We start from the raw sequence: 18904 nt of genomic DNA, 5'->3' as shown, positions 1-18904 counted from the left end.
AGCTCGCCCGGGGTCGCGCTCGACCCCGAGGCGGGCGAGCGGATCAGCGAGTTCGACGCCACCAAGGCGCGCAAGCAGAGCACCCTGATCCTGCGCCGGTTCTTCCGGCACAAGCTGGCCGTGGCCAGCCTCATCGTGTTCCTGCTCATCGTGATCTTCGGGTTCCTCGGCCCGTTCTTCTGGAGCGTCTCGGTCGACGACGCGACCGGCGGGCGCTACGAGACGCCCAGCGGCGCGCACCCGCTCGGGACCACCCAGATCGGCAAGGACATGCTGGCGCAGCTGATCCGCGGCACCCGGCTGTCCGTGCAGATCGCGATCGTGGTCGCGCTCGGCTCGACGTTCGTCGGCGTGGTCGTCGGCGCGGTCGCGGGCTACCTGCGCGGCTTCATCGACTCGGCGTTGATGCGCCTGGTCGACCTGCTGCTGGTCATCCCGCAGATCGCCGTCGCCGCGATCCTGATCCGCGCGTTCCAGGGCAGCTGGTACACGGTGGCTTTGATCCTCGCCGCGTTCGGCTGGATGCAGGTCGCCCGCATCAGCCGCGGTGAGACGCTGTCGCTCTCGGCCCGCGAGTTCATCGAGGCGTCGCGGGCCTCAGGCGCCGGCACCCCGTGGATCGTCTTCCGGCACCTGATCCCCAACATGATCGGCAGCATCACCGTGAACGCCACGCTGGCCGTGGCCACCGCGGTGCTCGCGGAGGCGGCGCTGTCGTTCATCGGTCTCGGCGTGCAACCGCCGGACACGTCCCTCGGTTTGATCGTCAGTGAGAACTACTCGCAGGTCGAGGAACGGCCGTGGCTGTTCTGGGGCCCGTTCGTGATCATCGTGCTGCTGTCGCTCGCGGTGAACTTCATCGGCGACGGCCTGCGTGACGCGTTCGACCCGAGGCAGACGAAGGTGCGTGCCTGATGAGCGAATCCCCACTGCTGGTCGACGAGACACCCGTCGCGGCCAACGAGAAGGTGCTCGAGGTCGACCACCTCTCCGTCACCTTCCCCACCGACGACGGCGACGTGCACGCGGTGCGCGACATCTCGTTCGCGCTCAGGCCGGGTGAGGTGCTCGGCATCGTCGGCGAGTCCGGCTCCGGCAAGTCGGTGTCGTCCACGGCGATCATGGGGCTGCTGCCCAACACCGCGAAGATCGAGGGCTCGATCCGCTACCGCGGCCGCGAGCTCGTCGGGCTGAACTACAAGCAGCTCCAGCCGTTGCGCAACAACGGCATCGCCATGATCTTCCAGGACCCGATGACCTCGCTGAACCCCGTCTTCACGGTCGGGTGGCAGCTGGCCGAGGCGTACCGGGCGCACCACGAGGTGCCCAAGAAGGTCGCCTGGGCCAAGGCCGTCGAGGCGCTGGAGCTGGTCGGCATCCCGCAGCCGGACAAGCGTGCGTCGCAGTACCCGCACGAGTTCTCCGGCGGCATGCGCCAGCGCGTGATCATCGCCATGGCGATCATCAACGACCCGGACGTGATCATCGCGGACGAGCCGACCACGGCGCTGGACGTGACGGTGCAGGCCCAGATCCTCGACACGCTGATGCGGATCAAGGACGAGACCAACGCCGCGATCATGCTGATCACCCACGACCTGGGCGTCGTGGCCGGCATGGTGGACCGCGTGCAGGTGATGTACGCGGGCACGGTGGTCGAGTCCGGCACGGTCGAGGAGGTCTTCGAGACCCCGCGGATGCCCTACGCGGTCGGGCTGCTCGGGTCGATCCCGAACCCGGCGATGCTGGGCAAGCGGCTCACCCCGATCAAGGGCGCCCCGCCTTCGCTGGTGAACCTGCCGCATGGCTGCTCGTTCTCGCCGCGCTGCCCGCTGGCCATCGACGACTGCCGGACCGCCGAGCCGCCGCTCGAGGCCACGGAGAACCCCGCGCACACCGCGCGGTGCATCCGCTGGCGGCACCTGGCCACCATCGACACGCCGTCGAAGCTCTTCGCGACCGAGGAGATCGGCGTGATCGAGAACCCGGCGTCGATGATCGAGTTCGACCCGGAGGCCGCACTCGTCGCCGACGTGCACGAAGTCGACGGCAGCCAAGAGGAGAGCACGAGCTCATGAGCGACTCCACTGACACCTTGACGGCGTCGACCGCCGGTCCCGCGTCGGCCGGCGAGCCGAACTCGGGCGCGTTGCTGCAGGTGCGCAACCTGGTCAAGACGTTCCCGGTGCGCGGCCACGGCATCATCCCGCGCGCGGTCGGCACGGTGCACGCCGTCTCGGACATCTCGTTCGACCTGAACGCCGGGGAAACCCTCGGCCTGGTCGGCGAGTCCGGCTGTGGCAAGTCCACCACCGGGCGGGCCATCCTCCAGCTGCACAAGCCCACGTCGGGCTCGGTGAAGTTCGAGGGCAAGGAACTCACCACGATGAGCGGGAAGCGGCTGCGTGCGTTGCGCCGCGAGGCGCAGATCGTGTTCCAGGACCCGTACGCGTCGCTCGACCCGCGCTGGCAGGTCAACGACATCGTCGCCGAGCCGCTCAAGATCCACGGCGTCAAGGGCGAGCGGGGCATCCAGCACCGGGTCAACGAACTGCTGGAGCTGGTCGGGCTCAACCCCGAGCACCGCAACCGCTACCCGCACGAGTTCTCCGGCGGTCAGCGCCAGCGCATCGGCATCGCCCGCGCGCTCGCGCTGAACCCGAAGCTCGTCGTGCTGGACGAACCGGTGTCGGCGCTGGACGTGTCCGTGCAGGCCGGTGTGGTGAACCTGCTCGAGGAACTGCAGGAGCGCCTGCACCTCGCGTACGTGTTCGTCGCGCACGACCTGTCGGTGGTGCGGCACATCTCGCACCGCGTGGCCGTGATGTACCTGGGCAAGATCGTCGAGATCGGCTCGCGCGAGGACATCTACGCCCGCCCGATGCACCCGTACACGCAGGCGTTGCTGTCCGCGGTGCCGGTGCCGGACCCGAAGCTGGAACGCCAGCGCCAGCGCATCGTGCTGACCGGCGACGTGCCGAGCCCGGTGAACCCGCCCTCGGGTTGCCGGTTCCGCACGCGGTGCTGGAAGGCGCAGGACATCTGCGCCGAGCAGGAACCGCCATTGCAGTTCAACGGCGGCGGCAAGACCATGTCGGCCTGCCACTTCGCCGAAGAACGCCAGGTGCTGTGACACGGTGCGCTGGCGCGCACGGGTGACGGCCTCTTGACCGGCTTGCTCGTTCCGGCCCGTGACCGGACCGGAACGAGCAAGCCGCGGCCGTCACCGGGTCTCCGGCTCCTTCCGGGTGGCCGTCGTCGTTGTGGTTGTCCTTCTCGGCCCGCACCCGGGTCAAGATCAACATCCGGGCGCGGGCCGTCGCACGTCGTCTCCTAGGCTGAGGCCGTGATGCTGACCGCTCCACCGCACCTGCTGCTGGTGCACGCCCACCCCGACGACGAGAGCCTGTGCACGGGCGGCACGATCGCCCGTTACGCGGCCGCCGGGGTGCACGTCTCGTTGGTCACCTGCACCCTCGGCGAGGAGGGCGAGATCATCCCGGGTGGGCTCGCCGGGCTCGCCGCCGACCAGGCCGACCAGCTCGGCGGCTACCGGGTCGGCGAGCTGCGGGCCGCGTGCGCCGCGCTCGGTGTGAACGAACACCGCTACCTCGGCGGGATCGGGCGCTGGCGTGACTCCGGCATGGCGGGCACGCCCGCGAACGAGCACCCGCGGGCGTTCGTCGCCGGGTCGGTCGAGGAGCAGGCGGCCGAGCTGGCCGAGCTGCTGACCGAACTGCAGCCGCAAGTCGTGGTCACCTACGGGCCCGACGGCGGCTACGGCCACCCCGACCACATCCGGGCCCACGAGATCACCGTGGCCGCGTGCGCGGCCGATCCCGACGTGGACCGGGTGTTCTACACCGTCCCGTCGCGCACGGCGGTCGACGGCGGCGTCGAGGGCCTGCGAGCCATGTCCGGCCTGCCGTTCCGGCTGCCGTCGCCCGGTGAGCTGCCGGGCGTCGAGGACGACGTGATCACCACCCGGGTGCGTGTCGCCGACCAGGAGCCCGCCAAGGTGCGTGCCCTGCTGGCCCACGCCACCCAGGTCTCCGTGTGGCGCGGCGAGGCGGGGGAGCGGGCGTACGCGTTGTCCAACGGCATCGCCCAGCCCCTGCTCGACGAGGAGTGCTACACGCTGGCCAGCGGTCCCGCCGAGGGGGCCGAGCACGACCTGTTCGGCGGCCTGCCCGGACCCGGCGGCGGCGAATGAGTACCGCCGACAAGCTCTTGCTCGCGTTGCTGCTCGTGGTGGCCGCGGTGCTGGGCTTCACCGAGCTGATGTTCCTGCCGCTGCGGATGGACGGCGCGATCCTGCCCCGGCTGGCCAACCTGCCGGTCCCAGCCAGCGCGCTGCTCGCCCTGGTGACCATGCCGTGGCTTTCGCGGGCCGCGTCGGACCTGTCGCCGCGCGGGCTGGTGTCGGCGTCGCCGCTGCTGGTGTGGCTGCTGGTGATCGGCGTGTTCGGGCTCGCCGGCCCGGGTGGCGACATCGTGCTGATCCCGGACTGGCGGACGTTGCTCTTGTTGGCGTGCGGCGCTTTCCCGGCCGCGGTCGTGCTGGGCTCGCGCGTCGGCCTGCCCACCGACGACCACCGCTGACCCCCGCCCCGACAAGGGCTCTTCCTTCACGCGCGCGCGAAGACAAGCCCCACCCTCCCGGGGGCACCCCTGAAACCAGTCTATCGGCTCTGACCTGCGTAAACAGCTCGTGAGTCGAATCTGTGGACAACCGGGCGCCTGGGGAAAACCTCGATCGTCATCCGGCCGGGTGCCCGGTTTGCCCGCAAACTGGACACCGTGGCCGAACCCATTTCCGACAAGGTGGTCGTCGCGACGCTGCGGCCGTTCGTGCGGGCCAGCGCGCCCATGCTGACCGCGTTGCGTGCGTCCGACCCCCTTGGCCTCGCGCGCAAACTCCTGCCGGACGCGCCCGCCGACGACGAGGACGGCGACCTCGACCGCGGCTTCCTGCGCAAGCTCGCCGAGCGCCTGGAAACGGTCAAGCTGCCGGGAACCAAGCGCTGGGCCGACATGACCGTCGACGAGCGCACCGACTGGTGGGTCGGCCGGCTCGGCCGGTTCACCGCGCTGCTCGCCGCCGTGCCCGGCATCGGCGGCGCGCTCGCCGACCGGTTGCCCGTGCAGGACGCCCTCGGCGCGGCCGGGCAGGGCCTGCTGCTGTGCGCCATCGCGATCGAGCACGGCGTGACCGACCGGGCCGAGCAGGTCCGGCTGCTCGCGGCCGTGTTGTTCGACCGCCAGATCGATCGGGAGCTGGCCGAAAAAAGCCACGAAGGCGAGGACGCCAAGACCGCCGAGCTGACCGAGGAGCTCGAAGGCAAGAGCAAGCTGACCGTGAAGGCGGCCGCCCGGACCCTCTGGCGTTTCGGCCGTGCGCTGTGGGCCGTCACCGACGAGCTGGACAAACGCCCGCACAGCCGCTTCTACCACCGGGCGCTGGGCATGGTGCCGGTCGTCGGGATGGCGGGGGACTACCTCGGCGAGCGTTCGGGTCTCAAGCGTGCCGCCAAGGCGGCCAACCGGTGGATCGCCGAGAACCAGCCCGTGTGATCTGCCTGGCACCGCCTCCCTGTCCGCTACCGCGGGGAGGGATACTAGGCGTCCTCAGCGAGTGAAGGAGCAGGAGACCGCAGTGACCTACGTGATCGCCGAGCCCTGCGTCGACGTGCTTGACAAGGCATGCATCGAGGAATGCCCAGTCGACTGCATCTACGAGGGCGACCGGATGCTCTACATCCACCCCGACGAGTGCGTCGACTGCGGTGCCTGCGAACCGGTCTGCCCCGTCGAGGCCATCTACTACGAGGACGACGTGCCCGACCAGTGGTCGGCCTACACCAAGGCCAACGTCGACTTCTTCGACGAGCTCGGCTCGCCTGGTGGCGCGTCCAAGGTCGGCAAGGTCAGCGCCGACCCCGAACTGATCAAGAACCTGCCGCCGCAGGCCGAGTGATCGCCGCGAACCTCCCGGATTTCCCCTGGGACACGCTGGCCGAGCCCAAGGCGGTGGCGGGCCGCCACCCCGGCGGGGTGATCGACCTGTCGATCGGCACGCCGGTCGACCCGGTGCCGCAGGTGATCGCCGACGGGCTGGCCTCGGCGGCGCACGTGCCCGGCTACCCGGCCACCCACGGCACGCCGGAGCTGCGCGAGGCGGCGGTCGCGGCGCTGGCGCGCCGGCACGGCGTGACCGGGCTCGACCCGGCGGCGGTGTTGCCGACCATCGGGTCCAAGGAGGCGGTGGCGCTGCTGCCGTCGCTGCTGGGGGTCGGCGCGGGCTCGACGGTCGTGGTGCCGGAGCTCGCGTACCCGACCTACGAGGTCGGTGTGCGGCTGGCCGGGGCCGAGCTGGTGCGGGCCGACGGCCTGACCGCGCTCGGTCCCGCGCGTCCCGCGCTGGTGTGGGTGAACTCGCCGGGCAACCCGACCGGCAAGGTGTTGCCCGCCGAGCACCTGCGCAAGGTCGTCGACTGGGCTCGCGAGCGCGGCAGCATCGTGCTGTCCGACGAGTGCTACCTGACCCTCGGCTGGGACGCCGAGCCGGTGTCCGTGCTGCACCCGGACGTCACCGGCGGGCGCCTCGACGGCGTGCTCGCGGTGCACTCGCTGTCGAAGTGCTCCAGCATGGCGGGCTACCGCGCAGGGTTCGTCACGGGCGATCCCGCGCTGGTCAAGCAGTTGCTGGCGGTGCGCAAGCACGCGGGCATGATCGTCCCGCGACCGGTGCAGGCCGCGATGACCGCCGCCCTGACCGACGACGAGCACGTCGACGCACAGCGCTCCCGCTTCCGCGCGCGACGATCGGTGCTGCTGGCCGCCGTGCGGCGCGCGGGTTTCCGGGTGGACCACTCCGAGGGCGGCATGTACCTCTGGATCACCCGCGACGAGGACGCCTGGCAGACCACGGCGTGGTTCGCCGAGCGCGGGATCCTGGTCGCACCGGGCACGTTCTACGGACCCAAGGGCGCCCGCCACGTCCGGCTCGCGCTGACCGCGACCGACGAGCGGATGGCCGCGGCCGCCGAACGCCTCGCCTAACGCGCGGTCAGCCCTGGGTGGTCAGCTCTGGGTGGTCCGCGGCGGCCGCCCGCAGCGCCGCGAGCTTCTGTGCGAGCCGTGAGCGGCACCAGAGCTTGCACTCGTGTTCGGCCTGCACCAGCCGGCCCGCCACGAACGCCGCCCCGGGATCGGCCGTCGCCTTCAGCAGGCGCCGCACGGTCGACGCGGCGACCGTCGCGTCCTGGTGTTCACCGAGCAGCGTCTGCAGTTCCTTCGCGGCCTGGGCCACCGGGCCCAGGCCGTTGGTCAGTTCGGCGGCGTAGCGCAACCGCTTCACCTTCACCCGCAGCTCGTGCAGGTCGTCGTCCGGCGGGTCGGTGGTGAGCTCGGCGATGGCCTTGTCCACCGAACGGAACGCCTTCGCGGCCGAAGTGTCCACAACGGACTGTGGCGTGGCCGCCTTGAGCGCGCCGAGCAGGTCCTGGTAGCGCGTGCTGTCGAACACCACGAGCATGCGGTCGCGTGCCTCGGTGCGCTCGGACCGCAACGCATCCAGCAACGGCTCGCCACCGGCGGCTTCCTCCGGTGGGAACGTCGCCAGTTGGGTGCCCAGCCGGGCGAGCAACACGTCGAGGTCGCGCACCGCGCCCAGCGACCGGCCGAACCAGCGCAGCTCGCGGTCGAGTCCCTTGTCCGACCGCACGATCGCCCGCATCCGCCGCACCGACACCCGGAGCTGGTGCACGTCTTCGGGGTCGCGATCCTCGCGCGCGCCCAGTTCGTGCGCGCGCACGAGTTTGAGCAGAGATCGCAACTGGTCGGCGGCGGTGACCGTCATCTGGTGGATGTTAGATGGGTCCATGAGCGATGTGGAAATGTTGTCGGTCGCCATCGCGCAGGCCCGTGCCGGGCTCGCCGAAGGCGGCATCCCGATCGGTGCCGCGTTGTTCGACACCTCGGGTGCGTTGCTGGGCAAGGGGCACAACCGCCGGGTGCAGGACGACGACCCGTCGATGCACGCGGAAACGGCGGCGTTCCGCGACGCGGGCCGCAGGTCCGGTTACCGCGACACCGTCATGGTGACGACGCTTTCGCCGTGCTGGTACTGCAGTGGTCTGGTCCGCCAGTTCGGCATCGGCCGGGTGGTGATCGGCGAGGCCACCACGTTCCACGGTGGACACGACTGGCTGGCGGAGCACGGCGTGGCGATCACCGTGCTGGACGACCAGGAGTGCGTGACGATGATGCGCGAGTTCATCGCCGCCCGGCCCGCGTTGTGGAACGAGGACATCGGTGAGTGACCGTCGGAAGACCTATGTGGAGCTGCCGGACGGGCGCAAGGTGCGCGGCCGGGGCCTGCGACTGCCGTTCGACGGCCCGGACCCCGACTACGGGCTCTACCTCGGCCACCAGCCGGAGGTCGCGTGGCCGCACGACAACCTCGACTGGCCGGACTTCCGGCTGCCGCGTGACTCGGCGTTGGCGGTTTCGCTGATCAAGGCCCTGCACGCGCGGGCGGCGACGGAACGCGTCGAAGTGGCGTGCGGTGGGGGAATCGGGCGGACCGGGACCGTGATCTCGTGCTTGGCGGTGCTGTCGGGTGTGCCGGCGGAGGAGGCGGTGGCGTGGACGCGGGCGCACTACCACCCGAGGGCCGTGGAAACGCCGTGGCAGAAACGATGGGTCAGGCGGTTTCCCAGCGGTGGCATCTGCCTGCCAGACTGGCCGTCGTCCTGAGCCCGCACTCGTAGGCTTGGCCCATGGCTACTCCCGCGGAGATCGTCAACGGCTACATGGGCATCGTCGACAAGACGTACGCGGGCCTGACCGCCGTCCCGGCCGCGGTGCCCGGGCCGGCCACGAGCGTGACCGTCGAGCAGCTGATGGCGATCATGCCCAAGCTCAGCCGGGCGCAGGCCGACGCTTACCTGCCGTTGCTTAACCAGGCGATGGCGGACGCGCAGGTCAACAACCCGAAGCGCAAGGCCACGTTCCTGTCCCAGCTCGCGGAGGAGAGCGCGGACCTCACCGACTTCGAGGAGAACGCGAGCGGCCGGGCTTACGAGGGCAACAGGAACCTCGGCAACACCCAGCCTGGCGACGGTCCGCGCTTCAAGGGTCGCGGACCGATCCAGCTCACCGGCCGGGACAACTACACGCGCGCGGGCCGCGCCCTCGGCGTGGATCTGGTCAACCACCCGGAACTGGTGCAGACCGACCCCGCGATCGGCTTCCGCACCGCCGCGTGGTTCTGGAACGACAAACACCCGAACGCGGCGGCCGACGCCGGCGACTTCACCACCGTGACAAAGAAGGTCAACGGCGGCACCAACGGCATCGAGATCCGCCGCGCCGCCTACAACAGAGCGCTGAAGGTCCTTGGCGGCTAACGGTCCGCATTCCCCCGGCCGGGCACAACTACCTGCCTGTGGACAACCCGGCGGTCAGTTGGCGTGCAGGGCGGCGTTCAGCTCGATCCCGCCACCGGTCCGGGCCACGACCTCGACCGCGCCGGTGGTCGAGTTGCGCCGGAAGAGCAACCCGTTGGTCCCCGACAGCTCCCGAGCCTTGACCAGCCGTCCCTCCGGCAGGGTGATCTTCGTCCCGGCCGTCACGTACAGGCCCGCCTCCACCACGCAGTCATCGCCCAGGGAGATCCCGATCCCGGCGTTCGCCCCGATCAGGCACCGCTCGCCGATCGTGATGACCTCCTTGCCGCCACCCGACAGCGTTCCCATGATCGACGCCCCGCCGCCCACATCGGAGCCGTCGCCGACTACCACGCCTGCGGAAATCCGCCCCTCGACCATCGAGGCGCCGAGCGTGCCGGCGTTGTAGTTCACGAACCCCTCGTGCATGACCGTCGTCCCGATCGCCAGGTGCGCGCCGAGCCGCACCCGGTCCGCGTCGGCGATGCGCACACCGGACGGCAGCACGTAGTCGACCATCCGCGGGAACTTGTCCACGCCGTGCACGGTCACCTGGCCGCGCGCCCGCAGCCGCAGCCGGGCCTGTTCGAAGCCCTCCACCGGGCACGGCCCCTGACTGGTCCAGACCACGTTGGCGAGCAGTCCGAACACGCCGTCCAGGTTGGCGCCGTGCGGCGGGATCAGCCGGTGCGAGAGCAGGTGCAGCCGCAGGTACACGTCGTGCGCGTCGGCGGGCGGCTCGGCCAGGGAGTCCACCACCGTCCGCACGGCGACCACCTCGACGCCGCGGTCGAGGTCGGGGCCGAGCAGTGCGGACACACCGTCGCCCAGCTCCGCGGTCGCCTCGTGCTCGGACAGCCGCCGGGTGCCGGGCACGTCACCGAGCCCCAGTTTGGGCGCCGGGAACCAGGTGTCCAGCACCGCACCCGTGTCCGTCACCGTCGCCAGGCCGACCGCGTGGGCGCCTTGCACGTCGTCGCTGTTCACGCTGCTCACGGGTCTCCACGGTAGCCGCGCGATAGGTTGGCGCGGTGACCGCCCTCGAACTCAGCGCCGACCCGGTCGAGCTGACCGCCGCCCTCGTCGACGTGCCCAGCGTCTCCGGTACCGAGGACACCCTCGCCGACATGGTCGAGACCGCGCTGCGCGACCTCGGCCACCTCGAAGTGGTCCGCTCGGGCAACACGGTCCTCGCCCGCACCGACCTCGGTCTGCCCTCCCGCGTGGTGCTCGCCGGACACCTGGACACGGTGCCGATCAACGACAACCTGCCGTTGCGCCGCACCGGCACGGGCGACGACCTCGTGCTGCACGGTCTCGGCTCGGTCGACATGAAGGGCGGCGACGCGGTCCTGCTGCACCTGGCCGCCACGGTCCGCGAACCGCGCCACGACCTGACGTTCGTCTTCTACGACTGCGAGGAGATCGAGGCCGACCGCAACGGGCTGGGACGCATCCAGCGCGACCTGCCGGACTGGCTGCGCGGCGACCTCGCGATCGTCGGCGAGCCGTCCAACGCCGTGGTCGAGGCCGGTTGCCAGGGCACCATGCGCATCGAGGTCCGGACCAAGGGCGTGCGGGCGCACACGGCACGCGCGTGGATGGGGGAGAACGCGATCCACGCGCTCGCCGAACCCCTGCGCCGGCTCGCGGAGTACGAACCGCGCCACGTCGAGATCGACGGCTGCCACTACCGCGAGGGCCTGCAGGCGGTCGGGATCAAGGGCGGCGTGTCCGGCAACGTCGTGCCCGACGACGCCGTGCTGACCGTGAACCACCGGTTCGCACCGGACCGGGACAGCGCCGCGGCTGAGGCCCACCTGCGCGAGGTGTTCGACGGCTACGACATCGTGGTCACCGACTTCGCCGAGGGTGCCCTACCGGGGCTCCAGGCACCCGTGGCCGCCGAGTTCGTGCGGGCCGCGGGCGGCGAGCCGGTGGCCAAGCTCGGCTGGACCGACGTCGCCCGCTTCGCCGCGCTCGGCATGGCCGCGGTCAACTTCGGTCCCGGCGACCCGACCCTCGCCCACACCCAGCAGGAGAACCTGCCGGCCCACCAGGTGCACCAGTGCGCCGAGGTGCTGAGAAGGTTCCTTTCCTAGACTCGCCAAGGTGACAAGCGAAGAGATGGAACACCCGGCGGAGAAGCAGCGTGGGCCGGTGGTGCTGCGCCGCGGGAACCGGGTCGAGCCGACCACCACCGACCAGCGGCTGCTGGACTCGCGCGGACCCAGCGACTGGGTGCACACCGACCCGTGGCGGGTGCTGCGCATCCAGGCCGAGTTCGTGGAGGGTTTCGGTGCGCTGGCCGAGGTTCCGCGCGCGGTGACGGTCTTCGGATCGGCCCGCACCAAGCGCGACCACCCCGAGTACGAACTGGGCCGCAAGCTCGGCGCGGCCCTGGCGGAGGCCGGGTTCGCGGCGATCACCGGCGGCGGTCCTGGCACAATGGAGGCGGTCAACCGGGGCTGCTCGGAGGCCGGCGGCCAGTCGATCGGCCTGGGCATCGAGCTGCCGTTCGAGCAGGGCCTGAACCCGTGGGTCGACCTCGGCGTGAACTTCCGCTACTTCTTCGCCCGCAAGACGATGTTCATCAAGTACGCGCAGGCGTTCATCTGCCTGCCCGGCGGCTTCGGCACGCTCGACGAGCTGTTCGAGGCGCTGACCCTGGTGCAGACCAAGAAGGTCACCAAGTTCCCGGTCGTCCTCTTCGGACGGTCCTATTGGGGCGGTCTGTACGAGTGGGTGAAGAACACGGTGCACGCCGAGGGCAAGATCGGCGACAAGGACATGGCGTTGCTGCACCTGACCGACGACGTCGACGACGCGGTGCACATGGTCGAGGAGGCTTACGAGGCATGGGGGAAAACGCACTGACCAGGGTCGCGGTGTTCTGCGGCTCGTCCACCGGGGCCGGCTCCCGCTACCTGGACGCCGCGATCGAGCTGGGCAAACTGCTCGCGTCGCGGGGCATCGGCCTGGTCTACGGCGGCGCGCACGTCGGCACGATGGGGGCGATCGCCGACGCGACCATGGCCGCGGGCGGTGAGGTGATCGGGGTGCTGCCCGGCCACATGCAGGAGCAGGAGCTGGCCCACCACGAGATCACCGAACTGCGCATCGTCGCCAGCATGCACGAGCGCAAGGCGTTGATGGCCGACCTCGCCGACGCGTTCCTGGCCCTGCCGGGCGGGGCGGGCACGCTCGACGAGCTGTTCGAGATCTGGACGTGGGCGCAGATCGGCCTGCACGAGAAGCCCATCGGCCTGGTCGACGTCGACGGCTTCTACCAGCCGCTGCTGCGCATGGTCGACCACATGGTGGAGCAGGGCTTCACCAAGCCCGGCTACCGCGACCTGCTCGCCGTGCACGCGGACCCGGCGGTCCTGCTGGACGGGTTCGCAGCCTGATTGGTTTGCGTGTTTGTGCACACCGTGGCTGCCCGGCGTGCACAACGCGCGCCACGCGCCTGCCCGCGCTGCGACGGTCGGAACGCCAAGTTCCCGACCGAAGGAGGGCAAAGGATGCGCAAGCGCATCGCCGCGGGCGTGGTCACGGGCCTCACGGCGCTGGGGCTCGTCACGACGTTCGCCACGGCCGACGCCATGAGCCAGTCGAGCGCCGCCAAGAAGTTCCGCCACGCGCACATCACGTGGAGTTCCAGCGGGCACTGCACCAGCAAGGGCAACCCGCACTGCACGTCGTTCTCGGGCATCCGCGCGGACACCGTGAGCGGGCTGATCACGTTCAAGAAAGCCAGCGGGTGCACGGTGAACATCACCGGCGGCACCGAGGTCGGGCACGCGCCGGGCACCTACAGCCACGGCCACGGCTACAAGGTCGACATCGCGCACAACAGCTGCGTCGACCACTACATCAAGAAGTCGTTCCACTACATCGGCCTGCGTGGCGACGGCTACCCGCAGTGGCGGTCGAGCTCGGGCAACGTCTACTGCGACGAGGGCTCGCACTGGGACATCACCTATTACTGAGTTGTCCGGATGGGGTCGCGGCGCCGGCCGCGACCCCCGGGGCGTTACCCTGCCGCCGTGCTCAAGCTCATGCGCCGGGCAGGCGCCCGGTGATCGGCAGGCGGGAGGCGACCGACCGGCTCACCGACCGGCCCGACCACTCGCTGGTCGGCGTGATCACCATGCCGCAGAGCTCGGTCAGCCCGGTCACCTCGATCGTGCGCCGGGTCATCTGGGCGCTGCTGGCCCTGTTCGCCGCCGTCCTGCTGATCTACCTGGACCGAGGCGGCTACCGCGACAACACCAACGGTGACGGGGTCTCGTTCCTCGACTCGGTTTACTACGCCACCGTGTCGCTCTCGACGACCGGGTACGGCGACATCACCCCGGTCAGCGACTCGGCGCGACTGGTGAACATCCTGGTCATCACCCCGCTGCGGGTGCTGTTCCTCATCATCCTGGTCGGCACCACGCTCGCGGTGCTGACCGAGCGGTCCCGGCAGGCGTTGAAGATCCAACGGTGGAGGTCCAAGGTGCGCGACCACGTGGTCGTCGTCGGGTTCGGCACCAAGGGCAGGTCGGCGGTGAGCGCCGTGCTCTCCGACGGGGTGCCCGCGGCGAAGGTCGTCATCGTCGACACCGACCAGGCGATGCTGGACGCCGCGTCCGCGCAGGGCCTGGTCACGGTGCACGGCTCGGGCACGCGCTCGGACGTCCTGCGGGTCGCCGGTGTGGATCGGGCGCGGTCGGTGGTGGTGGCGACCAGCCGGGACGACTCGGCGGTGCTGATCACGCTGACCGCCCGCGAACTGGCACCGAAGGCCCAGATCGTGGCGGCGGTGCGGGAGGCCGAGAACGTGCACCTGCTGCGCCAGTCGGGCGCGAACCAGGTCGTGGTGTCGTCGGAGACGGCCGGGCGGCTGCTGGGCATGGCGACGTCGACGCCGACCGTGGTGGACATGGTCGAGGACCTGATCACCCCCGACGAGGGCCTGGCGATCGCCGAGCGCGAGGTCGAGCAGGCCGAGGTCGGCGGCTCACCGCGGCACCTGCCGGACATCGTGCTGGGCGTGGTGCGCGACGGGCGGCTCTACCGCGTCGACCACCCGGACGCCGACGCCATCGAACCGGGCGACCGCCTCCTCTACGTCCGCAAAGTAACCCCCGCCGACGACTAACCCCACCCGCGCGCCCCACCCACTGGGCGTGTCCCACACCCACGCCGGGTGTGTCCCCCGTTCTGACCGGGTGTGTCCCCCGCTCGCGCTAGGTGTGTCCTACGTTCCGGCGGGGTGTGTCCCCCGTTCCGGCTGGGTGTGTCCCACACTCGCGCTGGGTGTGTCCCCTGTTCCGACCGGGTGTGTCCCCCGCTCGCGCTAGGTGTGTCCCTCGTTCCGGCGGGGTGTGTCCCACATTCGGGCGCGGTGTGTGCCACGTTCCCGCGGAATCCGGCCCTCCCGCGCGACCACTTTTCCACAGACGGGTAGTTGTCCACAGATCGAGCTGAAGCCCGTTTACGCAGGTCAAACCCGATAGACTGGGAGCGGGGCCGGCCCCCGGGTCGGGCAGGGCGTCGTCAAAGTCGTTTCCGCAGTTCAGGGCGGGTTTGGTGGCCTGACTAGCCTCCCGCTCATCAAGGCCGCCCAACCCGCTGGTCGGTGACCACCAGATTCTGGCAAGGCCAAGGCTCAAACCATCCAGAATGGACAGTTGGCGCGCCTGTGCCCGGTGGTCTGATGGCAGGCTTGACCAGGGAGAATGCGACTTTGACGGAGCCCTGCCGGGTCGGGTGGGGTTTGGCTTACGCGAGGGCGACCAAAACCCAAGGTCACGACGGTCCGGCGACCTCGGCCCGAGCCTGGTCGGTGGACGTCACCCGCGGTCGAGCCGACCCGATCAAGCCGCCAAGGCCACACAGGCCCGGCCTTGCGTCGTCTGCGACGATCCAGGGGTGACCGTGCCAGGGTTGACGGCGACCGTGCAGCGGTGGGTGTTGACCCTTGCCGCGCTCGCGGTCCTGTCGTTGCTCATCACGCTCGTCGTGGGCATCGCCGGCGTCTTCGGCTTCGCCTCCGTCGAGGCGTCGGGCGGCGACCAGGCGCAGGCCACGGTGGTCACCGGCGCTTCCTGCAGCGATCCCAACGCCAAGGAGGTCGTCAATCTCACGGTCGACGGCAAGCAGCGCCAGGCCAAGCTCGACGCCTGCGGCCACGCCCAGGGCGACCCGCTGACCGTCACGGTCCCCAGCAACCGCGCCAACGACGCGAGCGGTGACCTGCTGGTCCACAGTGCGCAAGCCGACATGGGCGTGGACGACGCGTGGCGGCCGATCGGTCTCGGCCTGCTCTTCCTCGCCGGGCTCGCGGGCGGTGGCTACGCGCTGCTCTACCTGCGTGAACCGGGCGCGAAGCTGCCCAAGCTCCCCTGGGTCACCGGTTCCTGAACGGCCAGCTACGCTCGGCCGCCATGTGGGGACGTGGCGCGCTCATCCTGGCCTTCCTCGCGGCGGCGGCGCAGCCGACCTTCCCCAGCATCCCCGGTTTCCCGACACCGGGTTCCGGCCAGCCGACGTTCACCGTCCCGCCGCCGACCGGCGGTCCGGCGCCGTCGTCGCCGTCGATGCCGGTGATCCCGCGCAGCGATGTCGTGACCATGAAGCTCGGCGCCGACGGCACCCTGGCGGTCACCGAGATCGTGGCCGTACCGAAGAACGCGACGATGACCCGCACGGTCGCACTCCACGACCAAGCCGTGCGCGACGCCACTGTGGACGGCGCGGGCACGGTCCACGTCACGGCCGACGCGATGACGATCAAGCTCGACGGCGGCAAGGCGACGGTCCAGTACACGGTCACCGGCGCGGTCACCGACGCCCGCGGCAAACCCGAGCTGCGCTGGCGGCCGGTCGGCGGCTGGGACACCGACCTGATCCTGGCCCGCGTCTCGCTCACCACGCCCCGACCGCCGCTCTCCGTGGCCTGCCTGAGTGGTCCGGAAGGGTCGACGACACCGTGCAAGTCGGTGCACACCGATGCCAAGGCGGTGACCAGGACCACCCAGCTGCAGCTGCGCGCGGGCGACCGGATCGACCTCACCGCCGTGCTCGACCCCGGCTCGGTGAAGGTCGACACGGTCGACACGGCCGCCGCGACGACCGACGACGACGGGACCGGCCCGTTCGCGCTGACCTGGTTCAGCGGGACCGGCCTGGTCACGTTGCTCGCGTTGCTGCTGGCCGGGTTCGCCCTGCTCTGGGTGTTGCGTGGCCGGGACGCCAAACCCCAGGCGCGCGAGCCGGTTCCGGTGCTGCGCCACGAGGGCGAGCACGTGGTGTTCGTGCCGCCGGAGGAGATCCTGCCGGGCCGCCTGGGCACCGTGCTCGACGAGTACGTCGACGTCAAGGACGTCTCAGCGACCGTCGTCGACCTCGCTGTGCGCGGGTACCTGCTGGTCGTGCACGGCGTCGCGGCCGACGGCAGCCCCGACTGGCAGCTGGTGCGCCACCGCCCGGCCGACGCCGACCTCGCCGGCTACGAGCGCGTGCTGCTGGACACCCTGCTGCCGCAGGGGATCGAGTCGGCGAGCCTGGCCGACCTGCGGGCCAACCCGGTCGACCTCACGCCCGTGCGCGACGCGCTCTACAACGACGTGGTCGCACGCGGTTTCTTCGGCACCCGCCCCGACGACCGCCGCAGCCGCTACTCCCTGGCCGGGGCCACGGTCGCGGTGCTCGGGGTGCTGGTCACGCTGGTGCTGGCGTTCACGGTCGGCAGCGCGCTGATCGGGCTGGCCGTGGTCCTCGCCGGGCTGGTCGTGCTCGTCGGCGCCCGCTGGATGCCCGCGCGCACGGGCCAGGGCAGTGCCTTGCTCGGCGCGGCGGACGACCTGACCGCCCATCTGAGCACGACCGTGCCCGAGCAACTGCCCGCCGCGGACCGGGAACCCGTGTTCGCCCGGTCGCTGCCGTATGCGCTGGTGCTGCGGCAGAGCGAGCGCTGGTTGCAGGTCTACCCGGAGTCCGAAGAGGGCCGCTACTGGTACGTCGCCGGTGAGCAGCCGCGTCCGTTCGCTGTGGACTTCCAGGACTTCAACTCTGCCCTCGACGCGGCGCTCGCGGGCTCAGGCCGGTTGCGCTCAGGGTGAAAGGTACTTCGCGGTCCGTTGTCGGTGCGCTCCCGTAGGCTGCGCTCATGACCCCCGCGCTGCACCGCTTCACCCTCGACAACGGCCTGCGCGTGGTGCTCGCTCCGGACCCGACGGCACCGGTTGTCGGCGTGAGCGTGCACTACGACGTGGGCTTCCGTTCCGAGCCCGAGGGCCGTACCGGGTTCGCCCACCTCTTCGAGCACCTGATGTTCCAGGGCAGCGAGAGCCTGGAGAAGCTGGCGCACTTTCGGTACGTGCAGTCCTCCGGCGGGACGTTCAACGGCTCGACCCACCCGGACTACACCGACTACTTCGAGGTGCTGCCCTCCGCCGCGCTGGAGCGCGCGCTGCACCTGGAAGCCGACCGGATGCGGGCGCCCAAGATCACCGAGGAGAACCTCCGCAACCAGATCGACGTGGTCAAGGAGGAGATCCGGCTCAACGTGCTGAACCGGCCCTACGGCGGGTTCCCGTGGATCACCCTGCCGCCGGTGCTCTACCAGACGTTCCCCAACGCGCACAACGGATACGGCGACTTCGTCGACCTCGAGCAGGCCACGGTGCAGGACTGCGCGGACTTCTTCGACACCTACTACGCGCCCGCCAACGCGGTGCTCACCGTGGCCGGCGACCTCGACGTCGAGGCCACGAAAGCTTTGGTGGAGAAGCACTTCGGCGATGTGCCGGCCCGCCCGAAGCCGGAGCGGCCGTCGTTCGCCGAGCCGCCGCCGGACACCGAGAAGCGCGGTGAGCAGCTCGACAAGCTGGCGCCGATGCCCGCGCTCGCGGTCGGCTACCGGATGCCCGACCCGATCAACGAGCTGGACAGCTACCTGGGCTACCTGGTGCTCGCGGGTGTGCTGGCCGAGGGCGACGGGTCCCGGCTGCAGCAGCGGCTGGTGCACCGCGACGCGCTGGTCACCGACATCAACGCGGGCGCGGGCACGTTCGGGCCGTTCGAGGCGCGCGATCCCGACACGTTCACCGTCACGGCCATGCACCCGGACACGGTGAGCCCGGAGCAGGTGCTCGAGGCGCTGGACGACGAGCTGGAGAAGCTCGCCGCGACCCCGCCGGAGGACCAGGAGCTGATGCGGGTGACGGCCCGCTGGGTGGCCAACCTGCACGGCGAGCACGACCAGTTGATCAACCGGACGCTCGCGTTCGGCGCGTTCGAGCTGCTCTACGGCGACCCGAGCCTGGTGTTCGCGTTGCCCGAGCGGCTCGCCGCCGTGACCGCGCAGGACGTGTCCGCCGCCGCCAAGAAGCTGCGCGCCGAGTCGCGTGCCGTGCTGGTCGTGAAGCCCGCAGGAGGAGAACAGTGAGCGAGCTTGC

21 protein-coding genes are annotated in these 18904 nt (G+C 70.7%); 19 read left to right on the top strand and 2 right to left on the bottom strand.

Features of this window, described 5'->3' with window-relative positions:
• Positions 1-42 precede the first annotated feature (42 nt).
• From EV186_RS00440 to dapC, 8 genes are all read left to right on the top strand, one after another.
• A complete protein-coding gene (locus EV186_RS00440; RefSeq protein ID WP_243753896.1) occupies positions 43-915 on the top strand; it encodes an ABC transporter permease in 873 nt (290 codons plus the stop codon).
• Positions 915-2078 (top strand): ABC transporter ATP-binding protein, encoded by a 1164-nt coding sequence (locus EV186_RS00435; protein ID WP_133847109.1) that lies wholly within the window; start codon positions 915-917, stop codon positions 2076-2078. Before EV186_RS00440 ends, EV186_RS00435 begins: the two co-directional genes overlap by 1 nt.
• Positions 2075-3133 carry an ABC transporter ATP-binding protein gene (locus tag EV186_RS00430; protein ID WP_133847108.1) on the top strand — a complete coding sequence of 353 codons (1059 nt, stop codon included), beginning with the start codon at positions 2075-2077 and terminating at the stop codon, positions 3131-3133. The genes EV186_RS00435 and EV186_RS00430 overlap by 4 nt, the downstream gene beginning before the upstream one ends.
• Before the next feature lie 213 nt (positions 3134-3346).
• Entirely contained in the window at positions 3347-4213 is an 867-nt protein-coding gene (mshB, locus tag EV186_RS00425; RefSeq protein WP_133847107.1) for an N-acetyl-1-D-myo-inositol-2-amino-2-deoxy-alpha-D-glucopyranoside deacetylase, read from the top strand.
• Positions 4210-4602 (top strand): hypothetical protein, encoded by a 393-nt coding sequence (locus EV186_RS00420; RefSeq protein WP_133847106.1) that lies wholly within the window; start codon positions 4210-4212, stop codon positions 4600-4602. The genes mshB and EV186_RS00420 overlap by 4 nt, the downstream gene beginning before the upstream one ends.
• A 198-nt stretch (positions 4603-4800) precedes the next feature.
• On the top strand, positions 4801-5574 hold the full coding sequence (locus EV186_RS00415) for a hypothetical protein (RefSeq protein WP_133847105.1): 774 nt from the start codon (positions 4801-4803) through the stop codon (positions 5572-5574).
• An 82-nt stretch (positions 5575-5656) separates the two neighbouring features.
• Positions 5657-5977, top strand: coding sequence for a ferredoxin (gene fdxA, locus EV186_RS39765; RefSeq protein ID WP_133847104.1), 321 nt, complete (start codon positions 5657-5659; stop codon positions 5975-5977).
• Complete coding sequence (gene dapC / locus EV186_RS00405; RefSeq protein WP_133847103.1) at positions 5974-7062, top strand: succinyldiaminopimelate transaminase; 1089 nt, start codon at positions 5974-5976, stop codon at positions 7060-7062. Before fdxA ends, dapC begins: the two co-directional genes overlap by 4 nt.
• A 7-nt stretch (positions 7063-7069) precedes the next feature.
• On the opposite strand, the gene EV186_RS00400 is transcribed toward dapC, so the two are convergent.
• Complete coding sequence (locus EV186_RS00400; RefSeq protein WP_166658969.1) at positions 7070-7861, bottom strand: CHAD domain-containing protein; 792 nt, start codon at positions 7859-7861, stop codon at positions 7070-7072.
• A gap of 22 nt (positions 7862-7883) precedes the next feature.
• On the opposite strand from EV186_RS00400, the gene EV186_RS00395 reads away from it, so the two are divergent.
• From EV186_RS00395 to EV186_RS00385, 3 genes are read left to right on the top strand one after another with little or no spacing between them, the layout of a single operon-like run.
• Positions 7884-8324 carry a nucleoside deaminase gene (locus EV186_RS00395; RefSeq protein WP_243753745.1) on the top strand — a complete coding sequence of 147 codons (441 nt, stop codon included), beginning with the start codon at positions 7884-7886 and terminating at the stop codon, positions 8322-8324.
• Entirely contained in the window at positions 8317-8760 is a 444-nt protein-coding gene (locus EV186_RS00390; protein ID WP_133847100.1) for a protein-tyrosine phosphatase family protein, read from the top strand. The genes EV186_RS00395 and EV186_RS00390 overlap by 8 nt, the downstream gene beginning before the upstream one ends.
• A gap of 23 nt (positions 8761-8783) precedes the next feature.
• Entirely contained in the window at positions 8784-9413 is a 630-nt protein-coding gene (locus EV186_RS00385) for a glycoside hydrolase family 19 protein (protein ID WP_133847099.1), read from the top strand.
• Positions 9414-9467: 54 nt separating this feature from the next.
• Here the strand turns inward: EV186_RS00385 and dapD are convergent, their stop codons facing one another.
• Entirely contained in the window at positions 9468-10448 is a 981-nt protein-coding gene (dapD, locus tag EV186_RS00380) for a 2,3,4,5-tetrahydropyridine-2,6-dicarboxylate N-succinyltransferase (protein ID WP_133847098.1), read from the bottom strand.
• A gap of 35 nt (positions 10449-10483) precedes the next feature.
• Here dapD and dapE point away from each other — a divergent pair, with 35 nt between their 5' ends.
• The 8 genes from dapE to EV186_RS00340 all read left to right on the top strand — a co-directional run bounded on the left by dapE (position 10484) and on the right by EV186_RS00340 (position 18894).
• Positions 10484-11554, top strand: coding sequence for a succinyl-diaminopimelate desuccinylase (gene dapE / locus EV186_RS00375; RefSeq protein WP_133847097.1), 1071 nt, complete (start codon positions 10484-10486; stop codon positions 11552-11554).
• 25 nt (positions 11555-11579) lie between these two features.
• The gene (locus EV186_RS00370; RefSeq protein WP_133848644.1) at positions 11580-12329 is read left to right on the top strand and encodes an LOG family protein; all 750 of its coding nucleotides are present in this window, start codon (positions 11580-11582) and stop codon (positions 12327-12329) included.
• Positions 12326-12862: a TIGR00730 family Rossman fold protein gene (locus tag EV186_RS00365; protein ID WP_133848643.1), complete on the top strand. Its 537-nt coding sequence runs from the start codon at positions 12326-12328 to the stop codon at positions 12860-12862. Before EV186_RS00370 ends, EV186_RS00365 begins: the two co-directional genes overlap by 4 nt.
• Positions 12863-12976: 114 nt before the next feature.
• On the top strand, positions 12977-13444 hold the full coding sequence (locus EV186_RS00360) for a hypothetical protein (protein WP_133847096.1): 468 nt from the start codon (positions 12977-12979) through the stop codon (positions 13442-13444).
• An 89-nt stretch (positions 13445-13533) separates the two neighbouring features.
• A complete protein-coding gene (locus tag EV186_RS00355) occupies positions 13534-14601 on the top strand; it encodes a potassium channel family protein (RefSeq protein WP_243753743.1) in 1068 nt (355 codons plus the stop codon).
• 773 nt (positions 14602-15374) lie between these two features.
• Positions 15375-15866, top strand: a complete 492-nt coding sequence (locus tag EV186_RS00350) for a hypothetical protein (protein WP_133847095.1) — start codon at positions 15375-15377, stop codon at positions 15864-15866.
• 23 nt (positions 15867-15889) lie between these two features.
• A complete protein-coding gene (locus EV186_RS00345) occupies positions 15890-17566 on the top strand; it encodes a DUF2207 family protein (RefSeq protein WP_133847094.1) in 1677 nt (558 codons plus the stop codon).
• Between the two features lie 47 nt (positions 17567-17613).
• Positions 17614-18894 carry a M16 family metallopeptidase gene (locus EV186_RS00340; RefSeq protein ID WP_133847093.1) on the top strand — a complete coding sequence of 427 codons (1281 nt, stop codon included), beginning with the start codon at positions 17614-17616 and terminating at the stop codon, positions 18892-18894.
• Positions 18895-18904: the final 10 nt, after the last annotated feature.

Origin of the sequence: Labedaea rhizosphaerae (genome assembly GCF_004362825.1) — a bacterium.
Lineage (GTDB): Bacteria > Actinomycetota > Actinomycetes > Mycobacteriales > Pseudonocardiaceae > Labedaea > Labedaea rhizosphaerae.
The sequence above is the reverse complement of the archived record's forward strand: the minus strand, read 5'-3'. Positions and strand labels throughout refer to the sequence as shown.